Annotated in this window: 25 protein-coding genes and 1 tRNA gene; 14 read left to right on the top strand and 12 right to left on the bottom strand. The window is 70.3% G+C overall.

What is annotated here, in order from left to right:
• Window positions 1-35: 35 nt before the first annotated feature.
• Both IFR11_RS13765 and IFR11_RS13760 read left to right on the top strand, forming a co-directional pair.
• Complete coding sequence (locus tag IFR11_RS13765) at window positions 36-593, top strand: peptidylprolyl isomerase (RefSeq protein ID WP_055832310.1); 558 nt, start codon at window positions 36-38, stop codon at window positions 591-593.
• Between the two features lie 171 nt (window positions 594-764).
• Window positions 765-1,538, top strand: coding sequence for a rhomboid family intramembrane serine protease (locus IFR11_RS13760; protein ID WP_235560498.1), 774 nt, complete (start codon window positions 765-767; stop codon window positions 1,536-1,538).
• Window positions 1,539-1,601: 63 nt separating this feature from the next.
• Here IFR11_RS13760 and IFR11_RS13755 read toward each other — a convergent pair whose 3' ends face one another.
• Window positions 1,602-1,841: a cell division protein CrgA gene (locus IFR11_RS13755; protein WP_055832306.1), complete on the bottom strand. Its 240-nt coding sequence runs from the start codon at window positions 1,839-1,841 to the stop codon at window positions 1,602-1,604.
• A 53-nt stretch (window positions 1,842-1,894) separates the two neighbouring features.
• Between IFR11_RS13755 and IFR11_RS13750 the strand changes: the two genes are divergently transcribed.
• Genes IFR11_RS13750 through IFR11_RS13740 form a run of 3 tightly spaced genes read left to right on the top strand, consistent with a single transcriptional unit; the run spans window position 1,895 to window position 3,485 of the window.
• Window positions 1,895-2,686 carry a class E sortase gene (locus IFR11_RS13750; protein WP_055832304.1) on the top strand — a complete coding sequence of 264 codons (792 nt, stop codon included), beginning with the start codon at window positions 1,895-1,897 and terminating at the stop codon, window positions 2,684-2,686.
• Window positions 2,686-2,841 carry a DUF4175 domain-containing protein gene (locus tag IFR11_RS13745; RefSeq protein WP_162239381.1) on the top strand — a complete coding sequence of 52 codons (156 nt, stop codon included), beginning with the start codon at window positions 2,686-2,688 and terminating at the stop codon, window positions 2,839-2,841. Before IFR11_RS13750 ends, IFR11_RS13745 begins: the two co-directional genes overlap by 1 nt.
• Window positions 2,838-3,485, top strand: a complete 648-nt coding sequence (locus tag IFR11_RS13740) for a glutamine amidotransferase-related protein (protein WP_191916534.1) — start codon at window positions 2,838-2,840, stop codon at window positions 3,483-3,485. The genes IFR11_RS13745 and IFR11_RS13740 overlap by 4 nt, the downstream gene beginning before the upstream one ends.
• Here IFR11_RS13740 and pknB read toward each other — a convergent pair.
• The 7 genes from pknB to IFR11_RS13705 are packed head-to-tail and all read right to left on the bottom strand — an operon-like array spanning window position 3,463 to window position 12,406.
• Window positions 3,463-5,163: a Stk1 family PASTA domain-containing Ser/Thr kinase gene (gene pknB / locus IFR11_RS13735; protein WP_055832300.1), complete on the bottom strand. Its 1,701-nt coding sequence runs from the start codon at window positions 5,161-5,163 to the stop codon at window positions 3,463-3,465. The genes IFR11_RS13740 and pknB overlap by 23 nt on opposite strands.
• A 33-nt stretch (window positions 5,164-5,196) precedes the next feature.
• Complete coding sequence (locus tag IFR11_RS13730) at window positions 5,197-6,987, bottom strand: serine/threonine protein kinase (protein WP_191916533.1); 1,791 nt, start codon at window positions 6,985-6,987, stop codon at window positions 5,197-5,199.
• Window positions 6,984-8,438 (bottom strand): peptidoglycan D,D-transpeptidase FtsI family protein, encoded by a 1,455-nt coding sequence (locus IFR11_RS13725; RefSeq protein ID WP_070408901.1) that lies wholly within the window; start codon window positions 8,436-8,438, stop codon window positions 6,984-6,986. Before IFR11_RS13725 ends, IFR11_RS13730 begins: the two co-directional genes overlap by 4 nt.
• 49 nt (window positions 8,439-8,487) lie before the next feature.
• A complete protein-coding gene (locus IFR11_RS13720; RefSeq protein ID WP_055832293.1) occupies window positions 8,488-9,888 on the bottom strand; it encodes an FtsW/RodA/SpoVE family cell cycle protein in 1,401 nt (466 codons plus the stop codon).
• Window positions 9,885-11,123: a PP2C family protein-serine/threonine phosphatase gene (locus IFR11_RS13715; protein ID WP_055832291.1), complete on the bottom strand. Its 1,239-nt coding sequence runs from the start codon at window positions 11,121-11,123 to the stop codon at window positions 9,885-9,887. The genes IFR11_RS13720 and IFR11_RS13715 overlap by 4 nt, the downstream gene beginning before the upstream one ends.
• Before the next feature lie 9 nt (window positions 11,124-11,132).
• The gene (locus IFR11_RS13710; protein ID WP_055935212.1) at window positions 11,133-11,672 is read right to left on the bottom strand and encodes an FHA domain-containing protein FhaB/FipA; all 540 of its coding nucleotides are present in this window, start codon (window positions 11,670-11,672) and stop codon (window positions 11,133-11,135) included.
• On the bottom strand, window positions 11,669-12,406 hold the full coding sequence (locus IFR11_RS13705) for an FhaA domain-containing protein (RefSeq protein ID WP_055832287.1): 738 nt from the start codon (window positions 12,404-12,406) through the stop codon (window positions 11,669-11,671). The genes IFR11_RS13710 and IFR11_RS13705 overlap by 4 nt, the downstream gene beginning before the upstream one ends.
• Before the next feature lie 154 nt (window positions 12,407-12,560).
• Between IFR11_RS13705 and IFR11_RS13700 the strand changes: the two genes are divergently transcribed.
• The 8 genes from IFR11_RS13700 (at window position 12,561) to IFR11_RS13670 (ending at window position 19,646) form a co-directional block, all read left to right on the top strand.
• Window positions 12,561-12,644: transfer RNA gene (locus tag IFR11_RS13700), tRNA-Leu, on the top strand.
• A 133-nt stretch (window positions 12,645-12,777) separates the two neighbouring features.
• Window positions 12,778-14,058 carry a sensor histidine kinase gene (locus tag IFR11_RS13695; RefSeq protein WP_156458670.1) on the top strand — a complete coding sequence of 427 codons (1,281 nt, stop codon included), beginning with the start codon at window positions 12,778-12,780 and terminating at the stop codon, window positions 14,056-14,058.
• Window positions 14,051-14,740 (top strand): response regulator, encoded by a 690-nt coding sequence (locus IFR11_RS16820; RefSeq protein ID WP_055935218.1) that lies wholly within the window; start codon window positions 14,051-14,053, stop codon window positions 14,738-14,740. Before IFR11_RS13695 ends, IFR11_RS16820 begins: the two co-directional genes overlap by 8 nt.
• Before the next feature lie 202 nt (window positions 14,741-14,942).
• A complete protein-coding gene (gene lanKC, locus IFR11_RS13685; protein WP_191916532.1) occupies window positions 14,943-17,465 on the top strand; it encodes a class III lanthionine synthetase LanKC in 2,523 nt (840 codons plus the stop codon).
• Window positions 17,466-17,470: 5 nt separating this feature from the next.
• Complete coding sequence (locus tag IFR11_RS16655; protein ID WP_258027444.1) at window positions 17,471-17,593, top strand: hypothetical protein; 123 nt, start codon at window positions 17,471-17,473, stop codon at window positions 17,591-17,593.
• A 504-nt stretch (window positions 17,594-18,097) separates the two neighbouring features.
• On the top strand, window positions 18,098-18,364 hold the full coding sequence (locus tag IFR11_RS13680; protein ID WP_055832279.1) for a GlsB/YeaQ/YmgE family stress response membrane protein: 267 nt from the start codon (window positions 18,098-18,100) through the stop codon (window positions 18,362-18,364).
• A gap of 78 nt (window positions 18,365-18,442) precedes the next feature.
• Window positions 18,443-19,441 carry an endonuclease/exonuclease/phosphatase family protein gene (locus IFR11_RS13675; protein ID WP_055832277.1) on the top strand — a complete coding sequence of 333 codons (999 nt, stop codon included), beginning with the start codon at window positions 18,443-18,445 and terminating at the stop codon, window positions 19,439-19,441.
• Between the two features lie 67 nt (window positions 19,442-19,508).
• Window positions 19,509-19,646, top strand: a complete 138-nt coding sequence (locus IFR11_RS13670; protein WP_191916531.1) for a hypothetical protein — start codon at window positions 19,509-19,511, stop codon at window positions 19,644-19,646.
• On the opposite strand, the gene IFR11_RS13665 is transcribed toward IFR11_RS13670, so the two are convergent.
• Genes IFR11_RS13665 through IFR11_RS16195 form a run of 3 tightly spaced genes read right to left on the bottom strand, consistent with a single transcriptional unit; the run spans window position 19,643 to window position 21,174 of the window.
• Window positions 19,643-20,044: a hypothetical protein gene (locus tag IFR11_RS13665; protein ID WP_191916530.1), complete on the bottom strand. Its 402-nt coding sequence runs from the start codon at window positions 20,042-20,044 to the stop codon at window positions 19,643-19,645. The genes IFR11_RS13670 and IFR11_RS13665 overlap by 4 nt on opposite strands.
• A gap of 44 nt (window positions 20,045-20,088) precedes the next feature.
• Entirely contained in the window at window positions 20,089-20,517 is a 429-nt protein-coding gene (locus tag IFR11_RS13660; RefSeq protein ID WP_055832273.1) for a GNAT family N-acetyltransferase, read from the bottom strand.
• A 48-nt stretch (window positions 20,518-20,565) separates the two neighbouring features.
• Window positions 20,566-21,174 (bottom strand): GntR family transcriptional regulator, encoded by a 609-nt coding sequence (locus tag IFR11_RS16195; RefSeq protein WP_244630782.1) that lies wholly within the window; start codon window positions 21,172-21,174, stop codon window positions 20,566-20,568.
• Between the two features lie 384 nt (window positions 21,175-21,558).
• Here IFR11_RS16195 and IFR11_RS13650 point away from each other — a divergent pair, with 384 nt between their 5' ends.
• Window positions 21,559-21,765 carry a cold-shock protein gene (locus IFR11_RS13650; RefSeq protein WP_055833134.1) on the top strand — a complete coding sequence of 69 codons (207 nt, stop codon included), beginning with the start codon at window positions 21,559-21,561 and terminating at the stop codon, window positions 21,763-21,765.
• A gap of 72 nt (window positions 21,766-21,837) precedes the next feature.
• Here IFR11_RS13650 and IFR11_RS13645 read toward each other — a convergent pair whose 3' ends face one another.
• Window positions 21,838-23,901: a bifunctional lysylphosphatidylglycerol flippase/synthetase MprF gene (locus IFR11_RS13645; protein ID WP_191916529.1), complete on the bottom strand. Its 2,064-nt coding sequence runs from the start codon at window positions 23,899-23,901 to the stop codon at window positions 21,838-21,840.
• Window positions 23,902-23,924 lie beyond the last annotated feature (23 nt).

Here is a 23,924-nt window from a genome sequence, read left to right as displayed (position 1 = left end):
CCGACCCTTGCAGATAACTCTGAGAGAATGTACCCATGGCCAACCACACTGCCGTCGCGACCCTCCACACCAACCACGGCGACATCGTCGTCAACCTGTTCGGTGACCACGCTCCGCGTACCGTCCGCAACTTCGTCGGGCTCTCCGACGGAACCCAGGAATGGACCAACCCGGCTACGGGTGCCCCGGGCGAAGGTCCCCTGTACTCCGACGTGATCTTCCACCGCATCATCCCCAACTTCATGATCCAGGGCGGCGATCCCCTCGGCCAGGGCATCGGCGGCCCCGGGTACAACTTCGACGACGAGATCAGCCCCGAGCTCGACTTCACGGCGCCCTACAAGCTGGCCATGGCCAACGCGGGACTGCGTCGCAACGCCATCACCGGCAAGGCCGAGGGCACCAACGGGTCGCAGTTCTTCATCACCACCGACCCGACCCCGTGGCTCCAGGGCAAGCACACGATCTTCGGCGAGGTCGCCGATGACGCCTCCAAGGCCGTCGTCGACGCCATCGCCGCGGTGCCCACCGGTGCGCAGGACCGGCCGAAGGTCGACGTCGTCCTTCAGTCGGTCGACGTCGTCTCGGTCTGAGTCCCACGGGCGGCGGGGGTGTCTACGACCGACGAGTTCCGTCGCAACAGCGACAACTTCTGTTACCGGCACCCTGACCGGCAGAGCTTCGTTCTGTGCCAGCGGTGCATGCGCACCGTGTGCTCGGATTGCCGTACCCCCGCCGCCGTCGGAGTCATCTGCCCGGAGTGCATGGCGCAGCAACGCGCCTCGCAGACTCCGGCGCAGAAGAAGGCGCAGCGCCGCTGGGCTTCGCGCCCGATGGCGATCGTGTCGTCGGACCGCCCTCGCGTGACGCTGGCGATCATCGCCGTGACGGGGCTGGTCTACATCATCGGGTTGATCCCCGGTGTGGGTCCCCTGCTCACCAACTTGCTGATGTTCAACAGCGTGTACCTGCTGCCGCAGGCCGGTGTCGTCCAGCCGTGGCGGTTGCTCACCGTCGCGCTGGTGCACGGCGGGTTCTTCCACGTGGCGTTGAACATGCTCGCGCTGTGGTTCATCGGTCGCAATCTCGAGCCGCTGCTGGGTCGCGCGCGCTTCCTGACGCTCTACGTCGTCGGCGCCCTCGGCGGCTCGGTCGCGGTGGCCCTGCTCGCCCCCGGAGTGTGGACGGTGGGCGCCTCGGGCGCGATCTTCGCTCTCTTCGGTGCCCTGCTCGTGATCGGCCGCCACATCGGTGCCGACATCCGGGTGATCGGCGTCATCATCGCCATCAACTTCGCCTGGCCGTTCGTCGCGGCCGGCGTGCAGTCGATCGGGAGCGGTGACTTCGCCGGGGCACTCGCCGCGGTGGGTATCTCGTGGCAGGCGCACCTCGGTGGGCTCGCCACGGGAGCCGCCGTGGGATTGATCTACTCCCGCACCCGCGCGCCGCGCCAGCGCGGTCTGCAGATCGGTCTGCTCGTGGCGCTCACCGTGGTGCTGGTCGGCCTGCTGGCCATTCCCGCGATCGCCTACGTCTGAGAGTTATCCACAGATCCATCCACAACCTGGGGATGAATTACACGGGTGTAACTTTCGGGCGAGTCAGCGCCAGCGCGTCGTCATGAGGAAGCCGACGAAGGCGATGCCGAAGCCGATGACGAGGTTCCACGGACCGATGCCCGGGATGGGGAACTGCGAGTTGCTGAGGTAGAACACCAGCACCCACACGAGGCCGACGAGCATGAGTCCGACCATGAGGGGCAGGAACCACACGGGGTTCGGTGCCGATCCGCCATCATTGCGTTCGGCGATCGGGTCGTCGCCTTTACCAGTTCGCGCCATGCGGTCAGTCTAACGGCCAGGTGACCACGGACCCACGGAACTAGACTCGCCTGGTGCAGACCGTGCAGCAACCACCGACCCGCCGCAGCCGACGTGGTGGTCGCGGCGACCGGCGACGTCTGTCTTTCGTCGGCGTGCTCGGCGACCTCCTGGTGACCGCCGGCGTCGTCGTGCTGCTGTTCGTGGTCTGGCAGCTGTGGATCGGCGACGCCATCATCGGCGCGCAGTTCAAAGACGAGGCCAGCAACCTCACCGACGAATGGGCCAACAGCGCCCCGGCCGCGCCCGCACCGTCGGTCACCCCTACGCCGGGAACGACGGGTCCCGCCACCGCAGAACCCCCGGTTCTGGATCAGCCCGGTGACGGCGAGGTGTTCGGTGTGCTCCGCGTACCGCGTCTGGGCGCGGACTGGCAGTTCAAGCTGGCCGGCGGGGTGAGCGCGTCGGTGACTCTCGACCCAATCGGTCTGGGGCACTACCCCGACACCTCCATGCCGGGTCAGGTCGGCAACTTCGCGATCGCCGGCCACCGCGGCAGCCACGGCGCACCGTTCGCCGATCTTCCGTCGCTGCGCGTCGGGGACGCGGTGGTCGTCGAGACCGAGGGCGGGTGGTACACCTACCGGTTCCGTAACCTCGAGTACGTGCGCCCCGACGGTGTGGAGGTGCTGCTGCCGTTCCCCCAGGCGCCGCAGATCGAAGCGACCGACCGCGTCATCACCATGACCACGTGCAGCCCTCGCTACGGTTTCTCGGAGCGCGCCATCGCCTACGGCGTCTTCGAGTCGTTCACCCCCCGCACCGACGCCGGCCCGCCGGTGTCACTGACCTCCGGAGCCGCCTGATGTACGGAGCCCTCTGGCGCGTTCTGCCCGGTCCGTGGTGGGTACGCCTGCTCATCGTCCTCGTGCTCGCGGCCGCCGTGCTGTACGGACTGTTCTTCTACGTCTTCCCCTGGGTGAGCGACATCGTCTATCCCCAGGAGGTCACGGTCGAGTGACCGACTGGCGCGTCGTCGTCGTCGACAACCGCGACAGCTTCGTCCACACTCTCGCCGGGTACGTCCGCGACCTCGGCGCCACCACCGTGATGATGTCGGCCGATGACCCGGCCCTGCTCGAGAAGACGTCGGGTGCCGACGCGATCCTGGTCTCACCCGGACCCGGTCATCCCCTCGACGCCGGTCAGTCGGTGGCGGTGGTCCGCGCCGCGTACGACACCGGGGTTCCGCTGCTCGGGGTCTGTCTCGGGCACCAGGCGATCGCCGCGGCGTTCGGCGGACGGGTGGGGCACGCACCCGAGCTGCTGCACGGCATCACGAGTGTCATCCACCACGACCACGAGGGCGTGTTCGCCGACCTGGCCGACGGGTTCGTCGCGACGCGGTACCACTCGCTCGCGGTCGACCCGTCGTCGGTGCCGGGCGAGCTCGAGGTCACCGCGCGCACGGACGGCGGCGTGATCATGGGTCTGCGGCACCGTACCGCCCCGATCGAAGGCGTCCAGTTCCACCCCGAGAGCGTGCTCACCGAAGGCGGCCACGCCCTGCTGGGTCGCTGGCTCGAGAACGCCGGCCTGCGGGGCGCCGCGCTGCGCGGCGCCCGACTTCACCCGCGGCGGCTCAGGAGCCCGAGCACGTCGTGAGCGTGATCTCGCTGTGCACCGGCACTTCGCCCGGGGCCAGCGACTGCGTCTTCACCGTCGCCGGCGACGAGGCACGGCATCCGGGGTCCTCGGTCACCTGAACGGTGAGCTGCTTCGCGTCGGACTCGAGCTCGCGCTTGGCCGCATCGACCGTGTAACCCGTGTAATCGACGATCACGATCTGACCGCTGGCCACGACGAGGTTCACCGTCGTGCCCTTCGCCACGTCGGAGCCCGAGGCGAGGCTCGAGGAGATGACGGTCCCCCCGGCCAGGGCGGGATCGGTCTGACGACGGATGGAGCCCACCGAGAGACCGGCGGCTTCGAGAGCGGTGCGGGCCTCGGTCTCGGTGATGCCGTCGAGGGTCGGGACCTTGGCCGTGTCGGGGCCCGTCGAGACGTAGAGCGTCACGAGCTGCCCCGCGGCGACCGAGGTGTCGGCCTCGGGCGTCGAGCGCGTGACATTGCCCGCGGCGATCGTCTCGCTGGACTCGTTCACGCGGCTCGTGGTCATCTGCTCGGCCTCGAGCGTCTCGACGGCGCGTTCGTACGACATGTCGACCACGTTGGGGACGGCGAGCGAGGTGGTGGGCACGTCGTCGGTCTGCTGGATCTGCATGACCCAGATGAGGACGGCGACCAGCAGCACCGCCAGGACGGTCACGCCGGCCCAGATCCACGCGACCGGGGGCCCGGCCTGCGTGCGCCGCATGGTGGTGTCGGTGCTCAGCTGACGCAGGGAACGTGCGGTCTCGGCGGCCTGGCGCGGGTTCGGACCGTAGAGCTCGTTCGACAGCGCCGACATCTGGCGCTTGGTTGGCGCCTTTCCGTCGACGGTCTCGTCGAGCGCTTCGCGGAAGCTCGCGGCATCTTGCGGACGCTGGAACGGATCCTTCGCCAGGGCGCGGAGCACGATGGCATCCAATGCCCGCGGGATGGTGTCGTTGATCTCGCTCGGCGGGAGCGGTGCCTCGCTCACGTGCTGATAAGCGACGGCCACGGGGGTGTCGCCGCGGAACGGCGTGCGCCCCGCGAGCAGCTCGTACAGGACGACTCCGGCCGAATACAGGTCGGCGCGCGCGTCGACGGATTCGCCCTTCGCCTGCTCGGGCGAGAAGTACGCCGCCGTCCCCACGATGGCCGTGGTCTCGGCGACGGTCGACGAGGAGTCCGACACCGCGCGAGCGATGCCGAAGTCCATGACCTTCACGCGCCCGGCCTCGGTGATCATGACGTTGCCGGGCTTGATGTCGCGGTGCACGACGCCGGCCCGGTGAGAGTACTCCAGAGCCTCGAGGATGCCGTCGACGTACCGCAGAGCATCGTCGGTGGGCACCGGCCCCTCGGCGATCACGTCTTTCAGCAGGCGCCCCTGGACGAGTTCCATCACGATGTACGGGACCGGGCGATCGTTGCCGTCGAGACCCGTCTCGACGTCTTCACCCGCGTCGAACACCCGCACGATCGTCGGGTGCGCCATGCGCGACGCGGCCTGGGCCTCGAGACGGAACCGCGTGCGGAACGCGGCGTCGCCGGCGAGGTCGGTGCGCAGGATCTTGATCGCCACCGTGCGGCCGAGCGTCTGATCGTATCCGCGGTAGACGCTGGCCATGCCGCCGCGACCGATGAGGTCGTCGACGCGATAGCGCCCGGACAGGACGCGCGTCTCAGTGGTCACGAAGGAACTCCTGGCGTGGGGGGATGACGGAGGTCAGGGCTTGGTGTTGCTGCCGTTGTTGCCGCCGTTACCCGTGATCGTGGGGCTCGGGGTGTTGCCGCCGGTGATGCTCGCGGACGCTTCACCCGAGGGCCCGGCCGTACGATCCGTGCCCGAGCAGCTGACGGTGTAGGTCACCCGCAGGGTCTGACCCACGGAGTTGCTGACCTTCAGCGACGCGGTGCGCGCGTCGGGCTCGAACGACGCCGTGGACTGCCCGTTGGTGTCGAACGTGCCGTTGACGGCGGTGAAGTTGTACGACGCGACCGATCCGGTGCCGGAGGGGCAGGTGTACTGCTGCCACGAGACCTGCACGTCGGCGCCGGCGGACACCGTCGACCCGGGGAGGGTCGGCGTACCGGGCGCGGTCAGCGGCGTCTCGTCGGCGTAGGTCGTGACGGTGATCGTCGTGCCCTCGTCGACGCGACCGGTCGGGTTGACGTCGTAGATGAGACCGACGTCGGCCGTGGTGGTCGCGGCGTTGCCGACGCGGCAGTCGGCCACGAGACCGTTGGACTCGAGGATGGCGCGCGCGTCATCGCAGGTCTTGCCGTTCAGGCCGAGAGACGCCACCTCGACACGCGTGGTGGTCGGGCTCGGGGTCGGCGAGGGGGTCGAGGGTGCCGGTGCGGGCGTCGACGCCGACGGTGCGGCGCTGGTGGGCGCGGGCGCCGGGGCGTCTTGGTTCGACAGCAGGCCGACGACGGTGGCGCCGAGGATCAAGGCGAGCAAAGCGATGAGAGCGACGAGCGGCCACGTCCAGCGGCTCCGCGCCTTCTTCTGCGGCTGCACGTCTTCTTCGGTGTGCTCCTCGGTGAGGAGCGACGTCGCCGCCGCTCCCGCTCCGGCCGACGGCAGCAGACGCGTCGCGGCAGAGGTCTGCCCCGCGGTGAGCAGCTGCGTCGCGTCGTCGGCGACCGCGGCACCCGCGGCGATGGCCGGGACCGCTGCGGCAGCCGCGACGAGGTCGCCGCGGCGGAGGGCGGTGGCGGCGCGCGAGACCGCGGCCGAGGAGGCCGGTCGGTCATCGGGCTTCTTGGCGATCATCGCCATGACGAGGTTCTGCACCGGCACGGCCACCGTGGGCGGCAGGGGTGCGGGCTGCTCGTTAATCTGAGCCATGGCGATCGCGACCTGCGACTCGCCCGTGAAGGGGCGCTTACCGGCCAGGCATTCGTACGCGACGATGCCGAGCGAGTAGGTGTCGGTCGCGGGCGACGCGGGGTGACCCGAGGCCTGCTCGGGCGAGAGGTACTGCACCGTGCCCATGACCTGGCCGGTCGCGGTCAGCGGCACCTGGTCGGCGATGCGGGCGATGCCGAAGTCGGTGATCTTCACGCGCCCGTCGGGCGTGATCAGCAGGTTGCCCGGCTTGATGTCGCGGTGCACGAGGCCGGCGGCGTGCGCCGCCTGCAGGGCCGCGGCCGTCTGGGCGACGATGTCGAGCGTCTTGTCGGTCGACAGGGACCCCTCGCGCTCGAGGATGGTCGAGAGGGCCTCGCCGGGGACGAGCTCCATCACGAGGAAGGCGCTGCCGTCTTCTTCGCCGTAGTCGAAGACGCTCGCGATGCCCTCGTGGTTGACGAGGGCCGCGTGACGGGCCTCGGCGCGGAAGCGCTCGAGGAACCCGGGGTCGCCCATGTATTCGTCTTTGAGGATCTTGATGGCGACGGTACGTCCGATGACGTGGTCGTTGGCTTCCCAGACCTCGCCCATGCCGCCGATCGCGATCCGCGAATCGAGCTCGTACCGCCCGCCGAAGGTCACACCTTGTGTCGGTCTCATTTACCCAGCACCGCCTCCATGACCTTCTTCGCTATCGGGGCGGCGATCTCGTTGCCGCTCCCGCTCTGCCCCTGGCCTCCACCGTTTTCGACCACCACGGCGACGGCGACCTGGGGGTCGTCCGCCGGGGCGAAGCCGGTGAACCAGAGAGTGTAGGGACGGGAATCGTTCTCCGCGGTGCCGGTCTTACCCGCCACCTGAACCCCGTCTATTCTTGCATTCGATGCGGCGCCGTCCTGGACGTTCGCCGTCATCATGGTGACCATCTGCGCGGCGATGGTGCTCTCGAGGGCACGACCGAACTCGCTGCTGCTGCTCTCGTCTTTGACGGACAGGTTGGGCTCGATGACCCGGTCCACCATGCGCGGGTTCATCACGACACCGCCGTTGGCGATACCCGCCGAGACCATGGCCATCTGCAGGGGCGTCGCGCGCACATCGCCCTGGCCGAAGCCGCTGAGCGCGGTCTGCGGGGCGTTGGGCGACGAGGGGTAGGTGGATGCCGTGGACTCCAGCGGCATCGTGAACTGCGCGTTGAAGCCGTACTTCTCGGCCTCGGCGCGGATCGCGTCGTCACCCAGGTCGACCGCGAGCTCGGCGAACGGGATGTTGCAGCTCAGGCGCAGGGCGGTCGCGATCGTGACGGTGTCGCCACCGCCGCACGTTCCGCCACCCGCATTGCTGACCACGTTGGTCGACTGCGGCAGCGTGTACGCGGCGAGGTTGGGGAAGGCGGAGTCGGGGGTGTAGCGACCGGATGCCAGGGCAGCCGAGGCCACGACCAGCTTGAACGTCGACCCCGGAGGGTTGAGGTTGCCGCCGATGGCGCGGTTGTCGAGGGGGCGCGACGAGTCGGCGACGAGCTGGTCGTACGCCGCGTTCACGGCATCCGTGTCGTGCGAGGCGAGGACGTTCGTGTCGTACCCGGGCTTGGACACCATGGCGAGGATGCGGCCCGTCGACGGCTCGATTGCGACGACGGCACCCTGCTGGTCGCCGAGGGCGTCCCACGCCGCCCTCTGCACGTTCGCGTCGAGAGAGAGCTCCACGTTCGAGCCGCGCGGGGCCTGGCCCGTGATCGCACGGTCGATGCGCGAGAAGAACTGGTTCGAGTCCGAGCCGCTCAGCACGCTGTTCTCGGCGGACTCGATCTGCGTCTTGGCGTCGAGCACGGGGTTCATGTAGCCGGTCACGGGGGCCCACATCTCGGCATCCGCGTACTGGCGCTGCCAGCTGTAGACGTCGTCGGACGGCACCGACGAGGCGATGGCCGTGCCGCTGGCGATGATCGATCCGCGCTGGATCTGGTACGAGTCGTACAGCGCGCGCGTGTTGCCGGTGGTGTTGGTCAGGTCGTTCGCCTGCACGACCTGGATGACGCTGGTCGAGGCGAACAGGGCGATGAACATCGCGAGCATCACGATGCTGAGGCGTCGGAGTTCTTTGGTCACGGTGCCTCCTTCGAGATCGGGGCGCCGGGGCGCGGGGTCATCGGGGTCATCAGCCGATCACCACTCGCGGGCGGCTGCGGACGGCATCCGAGATGCGCAGGAGGAACGCGACGATGATCCAGTTGGCGATGAGCGAGGAGCCACCCGCCGCGAGGAACGGGGTGGTGAGGCCGGTGAGCGGGATGACGCGCGTCACGCCGCCGACCATGATGAACACCTGCAGGGCGATCGTGAACGAGAAGCCCGTGGCGAGCAGCTTGCCGAAGTCGTCCTGACCGGCGAGCCCCACGCGCACGCCGCGGCTGGCGAACACCATGTACAGCGCGAGGATCGCGAACAGGCCGACGAGACCCAGTTCTTCGCCGAGGCTGGGCACGATGTAGTCGCTCTGCGACAGCGGCGTGATGTAGGGCCGCCCCTGACCGAGGCCCGTACCGAACAGTCCTCCGTGCGACAGGCCGAAGATGCCCTGCACGAGCTGGTAGCTGCCGCCGTCGCGATTGACGACTTCGGGGTCGAACGCGTTCAGCCAGTTGGCGAAGCGCCCGTTCACGTACGGGAGGAACCGGGATGCCAGGAACGCACCGACGCCGACGAGCACGAGACCGATGAACACCCAGCTCGTCTTGCCCGTGGCGACGTAGAGCATGGCGACGAACATGCCGAAGATCAGCAGCCCCGTGCCGAGGTCGCGCTGCAGAACGATGATGCCGAGCGAGACCAGCCAGATGATCAGCACGGGTCCGAGCTCGCGGGCGCGCGGCCAGGTCATGAACAGGAAGCGCGTGCCGGTGGAGGTGAGGCTCTCGCGGGTGCGCACGAGGTAGCCGGCGAAGAAGATCGCGAGGCAGATCTTCGCCAGCTCGCCCGGCTGGAACGACACGAATCCGAGCGAGACCCAGACGTCGGCGTTCTGGTCGGTGCCCAGGCCCGGCACGAACGGCAGCAGCAGCAGCAGGATGCCGACGAGGCCGAAGAGATAGGTGTAGCGGAACAGCACGCGGTAGTTGCGCACGAAGATCAGCACGGCCAGGGCGATGACCATCGCGATGACCGCCCAGGCGATCTGGCGGTTGCCCGTGGCATCCCATCCGCTCGCCTCGTCGGCCAGGTCGATGCGGTAGATCATCGCGATGCCGAGGCCCGTGAGTACGGTCGCGATCGGCAGCACGAACGGGTCGGCGTCGCGGGCACGCAGGCGCAGGACGACGTGCATCACGAGGGCGAGGAACGCGGGAACGCCCGCCAACAGGAGGAAGGCCGGGTCGACGGTGCCGTTCACGCCCAGCTGAACGAGGGCGACGGCCGAACCGTAGACGGCGACGGCGAAGACCAGCAGGCCCAGCTCGCGGTTGCGCTGCGTGGCGGGGACGCGGATCTTCTTCAGCGCGCGCATGACCGCGGTGTCGGTCGAGACGGCCTCACCGCGGGTGAGCTTCTGATCGGTCATCCGCCGGCCTCCTCGGTCGGGCGCAGCCGGTCGACGATGAGCTCGGCATCGGAGAGCGATCGCGCCGAGATGGTGGCCTCGACGGTCTGCCGGTCGAAGTCGGACAGATCGGCCAGCACGATGTTGGTGTCTTCGTAGACGGTCGACAGCGAGACCGGGCCGATGGACTGCTGGATGCCGCGGTAGATGACCACGGAGTTCTCATCGGCGCCGACGTAGTAGCGCGTCTGCGTCCAGTTGTACCCCGCGAACAGCGAGACGCCGATCCCCGCCAGCACGATGAGCAGGGCGGCGAGCCAGCCCAGTCGACGACGGCGGGCGCGGCGACGGTCTTCTTCGATGAGCTCCTCGAGGAACTCGGCGGCGGGTTCGAAGTGCGTGGGCTCGTTGGCCGCCTGTCGAGCGGGGTGCAGCCACCCCGAGCGACCCGGACGCGCGGCGGGAACGACGACACCGCTCGGGTTCGAGGCGGATCCGACGATCGTCGGAGTACCGATGAACACCGGGTGCTGTCCGCCGACGTCGACGAGCACGACCGTGACGTTGTCGGGTGCTCCGCCGTCGAGCGCCTGCTTCAGCAGGGCATCGGCGGTGCGCCCCGGCGGCAGGCCCAGGCCGAGGGTGCGCGCGGTGTGCGGGTCGTCGACGACGCCCGACAGGCCGTCGGAGCACAGCAGCCACCGGTCGCCGTCCTGCGTCGGCATGATGAACGTGTCGACCTCGGGGTCGGGGTCCATGTCGCCGAGAACGCGCATGAGCACCGACCGGCGCGGGTGGTACCGCGCCTCTTCGGGCGTGATGCGGCCCGAGTCGACGAGGCGCTGCACGAAGGTGTGGTCGGCGGTGATCTGGGTGAGCGTGTCGTCGCGGTAGAGGTAGATGCGCGAGTCGCCGATGTGCCCGATGACGGCGTAGGCGTCGACCATCACGAGCGCGCTGACGGTGGTTCCCATGCCGGCCAGCTCGGGTCGGCGGGCGACGGTGTCGATCAGCTCGGCGGCGGTGTCGGCCAGAGCGTCGCGGATCGCGTGCTCGGCCTCGGACGGCGTGGTGAAGGGCTGATCGAGGTCGGTGAGACGGTGGATCGCGAGGCTCGAGGCGACGTCACCGCCCGCGTGGCCGCCCATACCGTCGGCGACCACGAAGAGATTGGACCCGGCGTAGCCGGAGTCCTGGTTGTTGGAGCGCACCTTGCCCGTGTGGGAGATGGCGACGCTCGAGCCCTGGAAGACCATGGAGGAGGGTTACTTCCTCAACTCGAAGGTCGTGGCGCCCACCTTGATCGGTGCCCCGACCTTGACCTGGACCGGGGAGGCCACGCGCACACCGTCGTGGGAGGTGCCGTTCGTGGAGTCGAGGTCCTGCAGCATCCACTGCTCCCCCCACAGCACGAGACGTGCGTGGTGGCTGGAGGTGTAGTCGTCGCGCACGACGAGGCCCGATTCGCTCGAGCGGCCGATCGTGAGGGGCTCGGTGCCGAGGGGCAGCTCGAGGCCGGCCTTGGGACCGCTCGTGATGACGATGCGCGAGACGCTCGCGGTGGTGGCGAGGCCCCCGGCCGGTGCGGGGACCGGGGCCGCGGGGCGCTTGACCTGGGTGGTGACCGCGTCGGGCGAGGCGGTGGGGGCCGCGGCCGCCGGAGCCGCTGCGGCGACCGGCTCGGGGAGCTTGCGCACCTTCACGCCGAACAGGTCGGCGCGCAGCGAGTAGACCACTCCGAAGACGAAGAACCACAGCAGGACGAGGAACCCGCCCTGCAGCAGGAGGAGAGTCAGCTGACTCATGAAAGGGGTCCCCGTTCCCGGACGTCGAAGATGCGCGTGGCGTCGGACGCCGAGGGGCGCCGCGGCGGTTGCGCCTGCGCCACCACTCGGAACACGATATTGGTCCGACCGATCGAGATCGTCGAATCGGGCGGCAGAGCGGCCTCGGTGACCTTGTGGCCGTTGAGCGTGGTGCCGTTGGTGGAACCGAGGTCACGGACCATCGCGCGCTCGCCGTCCCAGAGGATCTCGACGTGCTTGCGGCTCGTGCCGGCGTCGGGGATGGTGATGTCGGCGTCGCTCCCGCGCCCGATGACCGTGCGGGCCGAGGAGAGCGGATGACGCTTGCCGTCGATGTCGACGACGCCGCGCCACGCCACTTGGCCCTCGGTGGTCTGCGAGTCGACGCGCAGGGTGCCGGTGGACAGCGACCCGTCGCGCTCGATCGAGATGGCGACGGGACCGGCGAAGGAGTACCCCTGCGTGCGCGCGTGCTTCTTGACCAGGGTGTCGAGTTCGGTGACAAGGGTCGACCCGAGCGCGCTCATCTTCTCGTCGTCGGCGGGAGAGAGGCGCACCGAGAACGAGTTGGGCGCCAGGATGCGGTCGCGGGTGACCACGACGGCCTTCTTGTCGAGCTCGCTGCGGAGGGCGGATGCGATCTCCACCGGCTGGATGCCGCTGCGGAAGGTCTTCGCGAACGCACCGTTGACGGCGCGTTCGAGACCCTTCTCGAAACTGTCGAGTAGTCCCACAAGACTCCTTCAGGCAGGCAGACCAGTAGGCACATCGTAGCCAGGGCTGCTGTGCAGGTCATGGACGCGCCTCTCGGGGCCTGCGTTTCGTCGTGCGGGCGCGACCGTGATATTCTCGGGAAGTTGGTCGCGTGGCATCCTCGATGCCGCGCACGCGCGAGTGGCGGAATAGGTAGACGCGCTGGCTTCAGGTGCCAGTGCCTTCACGGGCGTGGGGGTTCAAGTCCCCCCTCGCGCACACAACACAGAAGGCCCCGGGTTCATCCCGGGGCCTTTCTCGTTTCCGTGCGCGGGCCGGCCCGTTCGACGCCGGCGCCACGCGACAGCGCGAAAATGCGGGAAACCCAGGGGCAAGGCATGACGATGGAGTCATGGTGGGGGAAACGCAGACGGTACAGGAATCCGCGGGTACCGGGCAGGTGATCCAGGCGATGCGCTCGCCCGTCTTCACGGCGGTGGTGTTCCTCGCGACCGTCGTGCAGGTGTGTGCCGACCCGCTGGTCGCCCTGTGGACGGGTGCGGGGGAGTGGGGGCACCAGCTGCCGCCGGCCGTCGTGATCAGCCTCGCCGCCCTCGGATGCCTCGCCCAGGCGCTCTGCGTCACGCAAGCGGCCCACCGCCCCGTACCGGCCATGCTGGGGGCTCTGGCCTGCTACCTCGCGATCGCGCTGTGGTTGGGGGTTCCGACGTGGGCGTCTCCGATGCAGTTGGTCGTCGCGGTGGCGATGTTCGCCGTCGGCAGCGCGCGGTCGATTCCCGTCGCGGCGGCGTGGGCGGGGGCGAGCGTGCTCGTGGCCGTGGTGGGGCTGGGCCTCTGGGCCGCGGCGGCCGGAGCACCGGCCGGCGCCGTCGTCAGCTTCGTCCTCACGGAGGGCACCGCCCTGGCATCCGTGTGCTTCGCCGGTGTAGCCCTGGGGATGCTGTGGGCGGTGCTCGAGCGGCGCACGCAGCGCGCCCGTCGACGCGCACTTGCCTTCAAGGCGCAGCAGGCCGAAGCGGTCGAGGCATCGCGCAACGCCGAGCGCGGTCGCATCGCCCAGGAACTGCACGACGTCGCCGGTCAGCACCTGGCGGGGCTCGTCTCGCTGTGCGACGCGTCGGTGGAGCTCGCGCCGGAGCACCCGCAACAGGCACTGCACCTCATCGAAGAGGTGCGCGCCGAGGGACGCTATGCCGCCGCGAGCCTCTACGGCGCGCTCGGCGACCTGCGGGCCGTCGACTCCTCGGCCCAGACGCCCACGCCGGATCTGCGGAGCCTCGCCGTGCTCGTCGCGTTCTGGCGCGAGCGCGGCATGGATGTGCGGGTGACGACGACCGGGGATCTGCAGTCGCCGCCCGTGGTCGTCTCGACCACCGCGTACCGAGCCATCTCGGAGGGGCTCTCGAACGCCGCCAAGCATGCGGCGGGAGCCGCCGTCGACGTCGGGGTGCACGTCGACGCCGACCGGCTGACCGCGACGGTCGCGAACGGACCGGCGAGACGGGTGAGGGCCGACGAGGACGACCTCGGACTCGGCTGGGGGTTGGATAGCCTGCGCCAGAAGCTCACTCTCGTCGACGGGTCCGTCGACGCGTCGGCAGACGACCAGGGGGGCTGGCACCTGGGGGTGGAGATCCCCTTCCCGAGGACGACGGAGGCGGAACGTGATTGACAGTGCACCCATCCGGGTTCTCATCGCCGACGACAACCGCCCCTTCCGACGCGGCGTGCGCTTGCGCCTCGAGCACGCCGACGGGATCTCGGTCGTCGGAGAGGCCGCCACCGGTCGCGACGCGCTCGCCGGGGCGCTCGCCGCGCACGCCGACGTCGTGCTGATGGACCTCGAGATGCCCGAGATGAACGGCATCGACGCCACGCGCGCCGTCGTCGAGGAGTCGGGGGGCTCCACCCGCGTGATCGTGCTCACCAGCCACGGCGAGGACCGCCTCGTGATGCGGGCTCTGCGCAACGGAGCGGCGGGCTACCTGCTGAAGACGCACGACAGCGCCCAGCTCATCGACGCCATCCACGCCGCGCACCGCGGTGACGCCCTCGTGTCGACGCACGTGACGGCCCCGCTGCTGCGCGACATCGCCGAGCGCCGCCTGAGCGCCGACGACCGGGCCAAGGTCGCCTCGCTCAGCGCGTCGGAGAGCCGCGTGGTGCGGCTGCTCAGCGAGGGTGTCACCTCGAACGAGCAGCTGGCGGCGCAGTTGGTGGTCTCGGTGAACACCGTGCGCACCCACATCCAGTCCTCCCTACGCAAGGTCGACGTCTCGGATCGCACGCAGCTCGCGCTGTGGGGAGTGCGGGTGGGCTCCGAGCTCACCGCTCGTCCGGATGGACGAATCTGATCACCGTCATCTGAGCCCTCCGGCCGCGTCCGGAGAGCCGCTCGACCCCCGGGATTGCGCGCGTGACCGGCGCGAATCCCCCCGCGCAACACCCTCGATCCCGCCGCCGGCCCCTCCGCGGTGAGGAGCCGCCCCGCTCGCGCGAGAACACCATGGCTTCGCGCCGCGTCAGTCCGGCGTCTCAGGCGGCGTGGGCGGGGGCATGGACGCGATCTATCCGGTGTTCGCCCGCGCGGACCAGACCTTCTACGACCTTCCCTCACGACGCCCGCCGGCAGCGGACGACCGCCGCTTCGTGGTCGACGCGCCCGAGGGCTGGAACCGCGTCGACGACGGGATCTGGACGTACCTCGAGCCGACCGGGATCGTGCTTCCCGAGCAGGGCTGGAAGATCCACCTCAGCAGCACGGCGGACACCGCCGACACCCTGCTGCGCGAGGTCGCCGCCCACTGCCTGCCCGCGGGGATCGCCTTCAAACACCTCTCGACCGAGGGCGTGCGGGCGTCGTCGAACGCGAAGGACGCCGGTCGTGAGGGCTCCGGCAAGTTCGTCACGATCTACCCGACGTCGATCGATCAGCTGCACCGGACGTTGACGCACCTCGGGCGGCGCACCGCGCGCCTCGCCGGCCCGCACGTGCTCTCGGACCTGCGATGGCGGGAGGGGCCGGTCTTCGTGCGGTACGGGGGCTTCCACCGGATGTTCGTGGACATCGAGGGAACCGCGGTGCCGGCGATCCGGCATCCGTCGGGGCACCTCGTGGCCGACGTGCGGCGGCCGGGGTTCGACCCGCCGGCCTGGGCACCCGTTCCGCCGTTCCTGCGGGAGTTGATCGATGAGCTGCGGGACCGGCAGCCGCCCCCGGGCTTTCCCGAGATCACCGGGGTCGTGCAGTTCTCGAATGCCGGCGGCGTGTACACCGCGCGCGATGCCGGGCGTGAGGTGATCGTGAAAGAGGCGCGCCCCCACGCCGGGGTGACCCCCGACGGTCTCAGCGCGGTGCAACGCGCGGATCGCGAAGCCCGAACGCTGCGGCGACTCCAGGGAACCGGCACCGCGACCCTGCTGCGCGAGTTCACCGTTCTCGAGCATCGCTACCTCGTTCTGAAACGCGCACGCGGCCTGCCGCTGCACCAGGCGGTCGTGGCCCGGCATCCGCTCGTGTCGGCCGAGGTCGACGCCGACGCCGTCGACACCTACCGGACCTGGGCCCTGGAGGTCGCGCGCCGTATCGAGCGGGCGCTGACCGCGGTGCACGCGGCGGGTCTCGCGCACGGCGACGTGCATCCGGGCAACTTCCTCGTCGACGACGACGGCGAGGTCACCCTGATCGATTTCGAGATGGCGCGCCCCGCGGCCGACGACGTGCCCGCGGTGATCGGGGCGCCGGGCTTCGTCGCGCCCGACGGTCGCGGTGGGGTGGCGGCGGACGTCTTCGCGCTGCGGCGCGTGCAGCTCTTCTTGTTCGCGCCGATGACGCCCATCTTCGACCTGCACGCGGGGAAGGAGGCCGAGGTGCGCGCCTGGGTGAGCGAGAGGTTCGACCTGAGAGAAGAAGACGAACGCGCGCTCGGGTTCGCCCGCGTCTCACCCCCGGAGCCCGACGACCTCGCGGATCCCCTCGCAGTCGTCGCCCGCCAGCTGATCGCGGATGCCACGCCCGAACGCACCGATCGTCTCTGGCCGGGCGACCCGGCGCAGTTCGACGAGCCCCCGTACGCCCTCGCGCACGGAGCGCTCGGCCCGCTGATCGCGCTGCACGCGGCCGGGGGTCGGGTGCCGCCCCCGCTCGTGGAGTGGTGCGAGCGCGCGGTCGAGGCGGCCCCCGCCCGCTCAGGACTGTTCGACGGGTTGGCGGGCGCCGCCGCGGCGCTGCAGGCACTCGGGCGGATCGACGCGGCCGACCGCGCCGTCGAGCGATGCCTCGACGCTCCGCTGCGGTGGGATGCCCCGGGGCTCTACGGGGGACCGGCGGGAACGGCGCTCGGTCTGCTTCGGCTGGCGGACCGGCACCCCGAGCTGGTCGGCCGGGCGCGCGGCATCCTGCACGAGATCGCCGATCGCGCGAACGGGTGGAGCAAGCGTTCGGCCGACCCGGTCGCCACGGGCGCGGGCGGTCTGCTGCGCGGTCCCAGCGGGATCGCCCTGCTGGCGATGGCCCTCTTCGACCGCGACGGCGACCCGGCGCTGCTGCAGCTGGCCGATGCGGCGATCCGGGCCGACCTCGCACGGTGCACCGAGGCCGGCGACGGCTCCCTGCAGATGAACGAGGGATGGCGGCTCCTGCCGTACCTCGGCTCGGGATCGGCCGGCGTCGCCGTCGCCTTCGCCGCGCTCGTGGAGCGAGCACCCGCGCACCCGCTCACCGCCACCCTCGCGGCCCTCGAGCGCGCGAGTCTGCCCGAGTTCGTGCTGGAGTCGGGCCTGTTCCAGGGGCGCGCGGGTCTCATGATCCTGCTGGCTCGAACACCGACACCCGAGAAGAGCCGAGCGCTGCAGCGCCATCGGCGGCTGCTGCGTCTGCACGAGATCCCCCGCCCCCACGGCGTGGGGTACCCGGGTCGCGCCCTGCTGCGCCTGTCGTGCGACCTGGCCACCGGCTCGGCCGGCGTGCTGTGGATGCTCGCGAGTCTTCGTGACGGTCAGCGGTTGGCGCTGCCGTTCCTCGACCTCCCCCCGGTCGACTCCGCCCGACACCGGGCGCCGAGCCCCGGGGGGAGGTGACATCAATGGGATACCTGCTTTCTCTGCAGACGCTCGAGCGCGGTGAGACCGAGCGCAGCGCGGTCTTCGCCAGCTCCTGGAGCACGTCGATCTGCTACAGCAGCACGTCGACCGGCCTCTGCCGCTAGGCGGTGGCACTCGACCGGTGCGGGTGGGACCGGGGGTTGGGGCTCCTGCCCGCACCGCCGTTCGATCCCCGGGAGGAGGCTGGGCGGAAGCCGCCCCCAATTGCGGCATCCGCCCAGCATCGGTGTGCAGACCCGAACTGACACCGAGAGCGAGACGGGGAGCGCGAGCCCCACGCGAGCGCGAACGTCTCGCTCCTGCCGACGCTAATCGCCCCCGTCGCCGCAGATTCCGCGCCGACGGCGTGCTTTCTCGCGCCATACCTCGTCGGCCGCCGTGAACAAGCGGATAAATGCCGCGGGGCCTCGACGAAGTCGCCGTGTTTTCTCGTCTGAAAAGACGACGGCTCCCCGGGACCGCCCCGTCAGACCGATTTCATCGACCCCGAACACCATGTTCGGCTCGAACGCAACCCACCCCCCGAGAATCGAACCTGGGAGCAAGCTGGATGAATCGAGGGACCCGCGAGAGCGGTCTTCGGTTCACACTCGCGAAAGGGACACATCATGGGATTCTTCGGATTTCTTCTTCTCGGCCTTCTGGCCGGCGCCATCGCCAAGCTGATCCTGCCCGGTAAGCAGGGCGGCGGCTGGCTCATCACGCTGCTCCTCGGCGTCGTGGGCGCGCTGCTCGGTGGTTTCCTGGGTGGCCTGATCTTCAACGCGCCCCTGCAGGACTTCTTCTCGATCCAGACCTGGCTGCTGGCCATCGGCGGCTCGATCATCGTGCTGCTCATCTACGGCTTCATCACCAGCCGCCGCTCCGCGCGCTGAGGTGAAACGAAGGGCCCGGGGCGGTGGAACCGCGCCCCGGGCCCTTCTGCGTGCACGGGGATCCGCTTTACTGTCCGGATGCCGAACACCCGACGCCGCCCCTTCGTCATCGCGCTGGTGATCGGTGTGCTGCTGGCGGTGATCTGCGTGTGGCCGCAGGCCCTCGGCCTGCACCGGCTGCCCCTCGTGTCGAATGCGATCCCGTTCCGCGGCATCCTGGCCCTCGTTCTCGGTGCTCTCGCGCTCGTCGCCACCGTGGTGGCGGTGCTGCGGCGACGATGGAGCGTGACAGCGGCCCTCGCGATCGCGCTCGCCGCGGCGACGGTCGGTCACGGCGCCGTCCTGCTCGCGCGGGGCGGAGGCAGTGCGATCGCGGAGGGTGATCTGACCGTCGTCGCGTGGAACACCTACGGCGGCGGCGCGTCGCCCGAGAGCATCGCGCGGCTCGTGCGCGAGACGGGGGCCGACGTGGTGAGCCTGCCCGAGACCGATGCGATCGCGGCGGCCGCGGTGGTCGGCATCCTGGCTCGGGATGGTATCGAGATGATGCACGACACCGTCGTGTCGGAGCCGGGCGACGACCCCGTGCCGACCTCGATCCTGATCGCGACCTCGCTCGGCCCATACGAACGCGACGCGTCGGCGGGATCGACTCCCGGCGTACCGAGCGGCGTGTGGCGGCCGAGCGATGGCGACGGCCCCGTGCTGGTGGCCGCTCACCCCCTGCCCCCGTTGCCGCTGATAATGACCGAGTGGGTCGACGGGCTGGACTGGGTCGCGGCGCGGTGCGCGGATCCCGACGTCATCGTGGCGGGCGACCTGAACGCGACGCTGGACCACTTCTCGGGGCTGGGTCGCGACGGAGGGGTGATCGGCGGATGCCGCGACGCCGCCGCCGATCGGGGTGCCGCGGCCGTGGGCACCTGGCCGGTACGGTTGCCGGCCGCCCTCGCGGCGCCGATCGACCACGTGCTCACCGGTGGCGATTGGCAGGCGCGCGGATTCGCGGTCGTCACCGGTTTCGACGACGCCGGGAGCGACCACCGCCCGGTCGTGGCGACGGTGTCGCGTCGATGAGGGATCTTCCGCCGCGGGCTCGTCGACCCTAGGTTGATCGCACGATCGATCACCGAGGGAGACACTTATGTCGGAGAAGCGCCGCGTCGAAGAGGCCTACGCCCGGGCCGAGCAGCAGGCGGAGCGAGCCGAAGAGGCCAGCGCCACCGACGACTCGTCGATCGAGGTCGACGAGTCGCTCGAGGAGTCGGAAGAGCCGAACTAGCGGGCGCGGCGAACGTCCGCGGCGGGCGACGGCGGGTTCTGGCCGCGGGAGGCAGGAGCGTGCTCCGCGCCGAGTGCGCCGCTCGTGACGACCCGGCGGTTGTGCGCGGCGATGGCGATCACGTAGGGCACCCAGATGAGGACGATGATCGCGCCGCCCGCGAAAAGGGCCGCCGCCCATGGCTCGGTCTCGACGAGCCGAGGCATCATGCCGACCCCGAAGACCGTCAGCCCGATTCCCACGGCGCGCGACGCGACGGCTCGACGGGGCGCCTTTCGCGGGTTCGCCCAGTACGACACACGCTCCCGCGGGTACGCACCCAGGGTCAGGTGGATCGACCACCACCACAGCGCGGCTCCGACGACCGCGAAGGCGGCCCACCACCATTCGCTCACCATGACTCCAGCCGAACACGGATGCCACGGGAGGTCAACGTCCCGGCCTACTCCAGGGTCGGCGGCAGGACATAGACGATGTCGGCGCCGTCGCGCTCGTGCTCGACGAAACCGAGGCGGGCGAGAACGGCGTGCGAAGGATCGTCGTCGGCGGACACGCAGGCGTACAGCGGGCGTTCCGGTTCGCGCACGGTGAGCAGACGCAGCGCCTCGGTGGCGGCATCGTCGCCCGCGTGCGGCGACACCGCGAGCAGGATCTCGCGGTCGTCGTCGACGTCGAGTGCGGCGGCGACCCCCACGACCGCGGCGTCTTCGACGATGGCGTGCACACTCGCGCCGTCGCCGTCGACCCACCGGTCGAACGAGGCGCGGTCGTCGATCGACACCCGTGGCCACGTCGAGGGACTGTCGCGGAGCGCCGCGAAGGCGGCATCCCGATCCTCGTCACGAAGGTCGCGCAGCTCGATGTGGGGCATGGCGCCACGCTAGCGAAGGGCACTCCTCGCCCCGCCGGCCTTGCGCCGTCAGGCGAAGCCGTGCAGGGCGAGGAACGTCCAGGTGGCACCGTTCGCGTCGCGCGCCGACACCTGCCCGCGCAGGTGTCGGAACAGGGGGCCGCGGGTGTCCCCGTCGATGCTCGTCCAGCCGTCGAGATTACGGCGCAGCACCAGCTGGGTCTGGGCGAGCGCCTTTGCAAAGACGATATTGCGCGAACCGGCCACCACGTGGGCGTACAGGGCGAGCACGGCCGTCACGTACGACGGCGAGGTCTCGGCGTCGCGCATGGCGTCGACGTGCCGCACGGCGGTGTCCATGTCGGTGGCGGTGAGGCGGGGGAGGCCCACCCGCATCGCCCCCGCGATGGTGTGCGCGGCGTACTCCCGCATGTCGGTCCGCGCGCGGTCGGTCAGCTGCGAGACGCGGGTGTACCGGTTGGCGGCGACGTCCACGAGGCCGATGCGCTCGAGTTTCTGCAGGGCCTCGCGCACGGGGGTGCGGGAGATGCCCATGAGTTCCGCCAACTCGACGTCGCGCAAACGATCACCGGGCTGCAGGCGCCCGTCGACGATCGCCTCGCCGAGGGCGGAGTACGCCTCCTCGACGAGCGCAGAAGCGCGTCTCCGGGTGTCCATCACGCGGATCATACGACTCCCGGTTATCACAGAACATCGCCATAACTCCCTGATTCTTCGTTTTCTTGTCGCGCAGAGGCTCGCGCGACCGGTAATGTCATCACGTCACGCCTCGCGTGGCATATCCGGGGGGATCCGTCGACGCCCGGGCTTTGAGCACTGCTCAGCCCGGGCGTCGTATGGGCTCCGGAGCGATTCCTCCCGCGCACCGCCCGTCGCGCCGCCAGCGCGCGCCGGGCCGGCGGACGAACCACAGAGGGACACCACCCCGGCGATCGACGCAACGTTTGTGTCACAGCCCTGTGCGCCGAGTGATCCGGCCCGTTACCGTGGGGGCACAGTCCGGCGCGCACGGTGCCGGCTCAAGCGGAAAACGGCATGACGATGAGCACGCAGGGCACGGTCAAGTGGTTCAACTCGGAAAAGGGCTTTGGCTTCATCGCCCCCGATGACGGCGGTCAGGACGTCTTCGCGCACTACAGCGCGATCCAGTCGGGCGGCTACCGCTCGCTCGAAGAGAACCAGCGCGTCGAGTTCGAGGTCGCCCAGGGTCCCAAGGGCCTTCAGGCCGAGGACATCCGCGTCATCTGATCTTCTCGGGTACGTCCCGGATCGGCCCCGGCCGCGCTCGCGTCCCTCGACGATCGTGCGCGGCCGGGGTCTTCACTGTTCGTGGCGCACCAGATCGACGCCCGCGGAGGCGAACTGCCGGATCGTGGCGTGCGGCAGGAACGCCCGCGTCAGAGCGGCACCGATGCGCGCGAGGTCGGCCTCGTCGCGGTAGAGGAGCGAGAGCGTCTCGTACCGCGGGTGGAACTTCTGCTTGAAGCGGTGCAGCGAGGCGAACCCGTACACGGGCTCCAGCATGCTCGCCATGCGCGTCTGCAGGTCGACGATGGCCCCGGCGTCGGCGGGGTACTCGTGCGCCAGCGGCGCGCCGGACAGCGACATCACGGCCGCCCCCTCCGTGGAGAACTGCTGCGCCGACGAGCCGATCAGGTACTCCATCACCGGCCCGAACCCGCCGTCGCGTCGGCGCATGAGATCGAGCGTCCACCCGCGCACCGCCCCATCGCCGTAGATCGGCAGCCACGACAGGAAGCCGTCGACGTCGCCGTGCGGCGAGACGGCGAGGGCGATGCGGACCTCGGGGTCGGCCGCCTCGTGCAGGGTGCCGAGCGTGAACCCCATCTCGGGCAGGTCCTTCTCGTCGACCCAGCTCTCGGAGATGGCACGCAGCTGTTGACGCACGCCCCAGGTCTCGTCGGCGAGGCGCGAGAGACGGAACGTCATCCCCTCGCGCTGTGCGCGGTTGAGCGACGTGCGCACGTCGCCCCAGGCCTTGCCGGTGAAAGCCAGACCCGGCAGGTCGACGACGGTGTCGTCGGCCACCACGATGCTGCGCCAGTCCGAGGGCACCGCCGCACGCGTCGCGTCGTCGGCGCCGAAGAAGCACGGCGCGAGCCCGGCGGCCTCGGCGCTCTCGATGAACGCCCGCACGGTGGCGGCGCGCGTCTCGACCGGACCGAGCGGATCGGCCAAGGCAAGCGCCACGCCCGAGCGCCGCTGGTACGCGACGATCCCCCGGCCGAATCGCGCGTACGACATCCCCTCCCACGTGGTCATCCACGACAGGGTCCCGCCGCCCGAGGCTCGCAGCTCGGTCTTCACGTCTTCGACCCCGGGGGCGGGCGCGTCGCCGAGGGCCGCGCGCGGGCGGGCGCGGAAAGCGGCGCGCACGAGCACGAAATACGCCGCCGCCAGGATCCACAGCGTCGACGAGGCGAGGATGCTGGTGAGGTCGGCACCCAGGTCGGTTTCGAGCTCGGTCACGCCCACGAGCACGGCGAGGAGCAGCGTGAGCAGAACGAGCACGAGGTTCAGGGCGCTATAGGCCAGGAGCACGATCCACGCCCAGCGCCGACCGCGGTGGAGAGCCAGGGCGACGACGAGCACGAGCACGGTGTTGACGGCGACGTCGAGCCACGAGCCGTCGGCGGGGCCCGACGAGCCGAACGGGCCCGTCATGGGAGCGACGTAGCCGATGATCTCCATCGCCCCGAGGGCACACACCAGGGCGAACGCGACCAGTCGCTGCTCTCGCACACTCACGCGTTGCGGGCGCAGGGACCGGTCGACGCCCAGCACCAGTGCGGCGGCGAACACGTGCTGCAGGTCGGACAACGTTCCCCAGTACAAGAACGTCACCGACAGGACGGCGATCAGCGTCGTGCCGGCCCGCAGGCGCCAGGGCGAGGGCAGGACCCCGACGGCGGCCGCGAGGCAGGCGACGATGCCGCCGGAGGGTCCCACACCGAGGGCCATCGCCTGCTCCTGGGCCCACGCCCACGGGAGCAGGGCGGCGCCCCACAGGAACGCGGCCGCGGCGAGAACGGAGAAGAGCTGCCCGGCGCCGAAGTAGGCCAGTGCCACGCGACTGCCCCGACGGAACTCCAGCAGCGCCATGCCGGCCAGACCCGGAACGACGAGCGCGTAGACCCAGGGGGCGCCGACGAAGAACGAGCCGGTGAGCGGCGTCCACCAGCGGCCCGCCTCGAGCGCCGGCAGGCCGTAGGCCACGCTCGAAAACAGGGGAGACGCGGTGAACGGCTGCCACAGTGCACCCACCGCGACGCCGACGAGGATCAGGATGCCGACGAGTGCGAGCGTGGCCGGGATGCGGCGCGCGACCGCGCTCACGCGGCGGGTCGTGGTGTTCTCCCTCATGCCGCTAAAGATAGGGCACGGCC

Source organism: Microbacterium sp. CFBP 8801 (assembly GCF_014839455.1).
In the GTDB taxonomy this organism is placed as follows: domain Bacteria; phylum Actinomycetota; class Actinomycetes; order Actinomycetales; family Microbacteriaceae; genus Microbacterium.
This window is presented reverse-complemented; position numbering and strand designations above follow the sequence as displayed.

Bases quoted from the DNA above. Each gene is read 5' to 3' on its own strand.
- IFR11_RS16195 (WP_244630782.1), bottom strand. From the start codon at position 21,174: ATGGACACCCGGAGACGCGCTTCTGCGCTCGTCGAGGAGGCGTACTCC.
- IFR11_RS13695 (WP_156458670.1), top strand. From the start codon at position 12,778: ATGGTGGGGGAAACGCAGACGGTACAGGAATCCGCGGGTACCGGGCAG.
- IFR11_RS13675 (WP_055832277.1), top strand. From the start codon at position 18,443: ATGCCGAACACCCGACGCCGCCCCTTCGTCATCGCGCTGGTGATCGGT.
- IFR11_RS13680 (WP_055832279.1), top strand. From the start codon at position 18,098: ATGGGATTCTTCGGATTTCTTCTTCTCGGCCTTCTGGCCGGCGCCATC.
- IFR11_RS13670 (WP_191916531.1), top strand. From the start codon at position 19,509: ATGTCGGAGAAGCGCCGCGTCGAAGAGGCCTACGCCCGGGCCGAGCAG.
- IFR11_RS13660 (WP_055832273.1), bottom strand. From the start codon at position 20,517: ATGCCCCACATCGAGCTGCGCGACCTTCGTGACGAGGATCGGGATGCC.
- IFR11_RS13765 (WP_055832310.1), top strand. From the start codon at position 36: ATGGCCAACCACACTGCCGTCGCGACCCTCCACACCAACCACGGCGAC.
- IFR11_RS13715 (WP_055832291.1), bottom strand. From the start codon at position 11,123: ATGGTCTTCCAGGGCTCGAGCGTCGCCATCTCCCACACGGGCAAGGTG.
- IFR11_RS13645 (WP_191916529.1), bottom strand. From the start codon at position 23,901: ATGAGGGAGAACACCACGACCCGCCGCGTGAGCGCGGTCGCGCGCCGC.
- IFR11_RS13760 (WP_235560498.1), top strand. From the start codon at position 765: ATGGCGCAGCAACGCGCCTCGCAGACTCCGGCGCAGAAGAAGGCGCAG.
- IFR11_RS13720 (WP_055832293.1), bottom strand. From the start codon at position 9,888: ATGACCGATCAGAAGCTCACCCGCGGTGAGGCCGTCTCGACCGACACC.
- IFR11_RS13650 (WP_055833134.1), top strand. From the start codon at position 21,559: ATGAGCACGCAGGGCACGGTCAAGTGGTTCAACTCGGAAAAGGGCTTT.
- lanKC (WP_191916532.1), top strand. From the start codon at position 14,943: ATGGACGCGATCTATCCGGTGTTCGCCCGCGCGGACCAGACCTTCTAC.
- IFR11_RS13730 (WP_191916533.1), bottom strand. From the start codon at position 6,987: ATGAGACCGACACAAGGTGTGACCTTCGGCGGGCGGTACGAGCTCGAT.
- IFR11_RS13665 (WP_191916530.1), bottom strand. From the start codon at position 20,044: ATGGTGAGCGAATGGTGGTGGGCCGCCTTCGCGGTCGTCGGAGCCGCG.
- IFR11_RS13745 (WP_162239381.1), top strand. From the start codon at position 2,686: ATGTACGGAGCCCTCTGGCGCGTTCTGCCCGGTCCGTGGTGGGTACGC.
- IFR11_RS13755 (WP_055832306.1), bottom strand. From the start codon at position 1,841: ATGGCGCGAACTGGTAAAGGCGACGACCCGATCGCCGAACGCAATGAT.
- IFR11_RS13710 (WP_055935212.1), bottom strand. From the start codon at position 11,672: ATGAGTCAGCTGACTCTCCTCCTGCTGCAGGGCGGGTTCCTCGTCCTG.
- IFR11_RS16655 (WP_258027444.1), top strand. From the start codon at position 17,471: ATGGGATACCTGCTTTCTCTGCAGACGCTCGAGCGCGGTGAGACCGAG.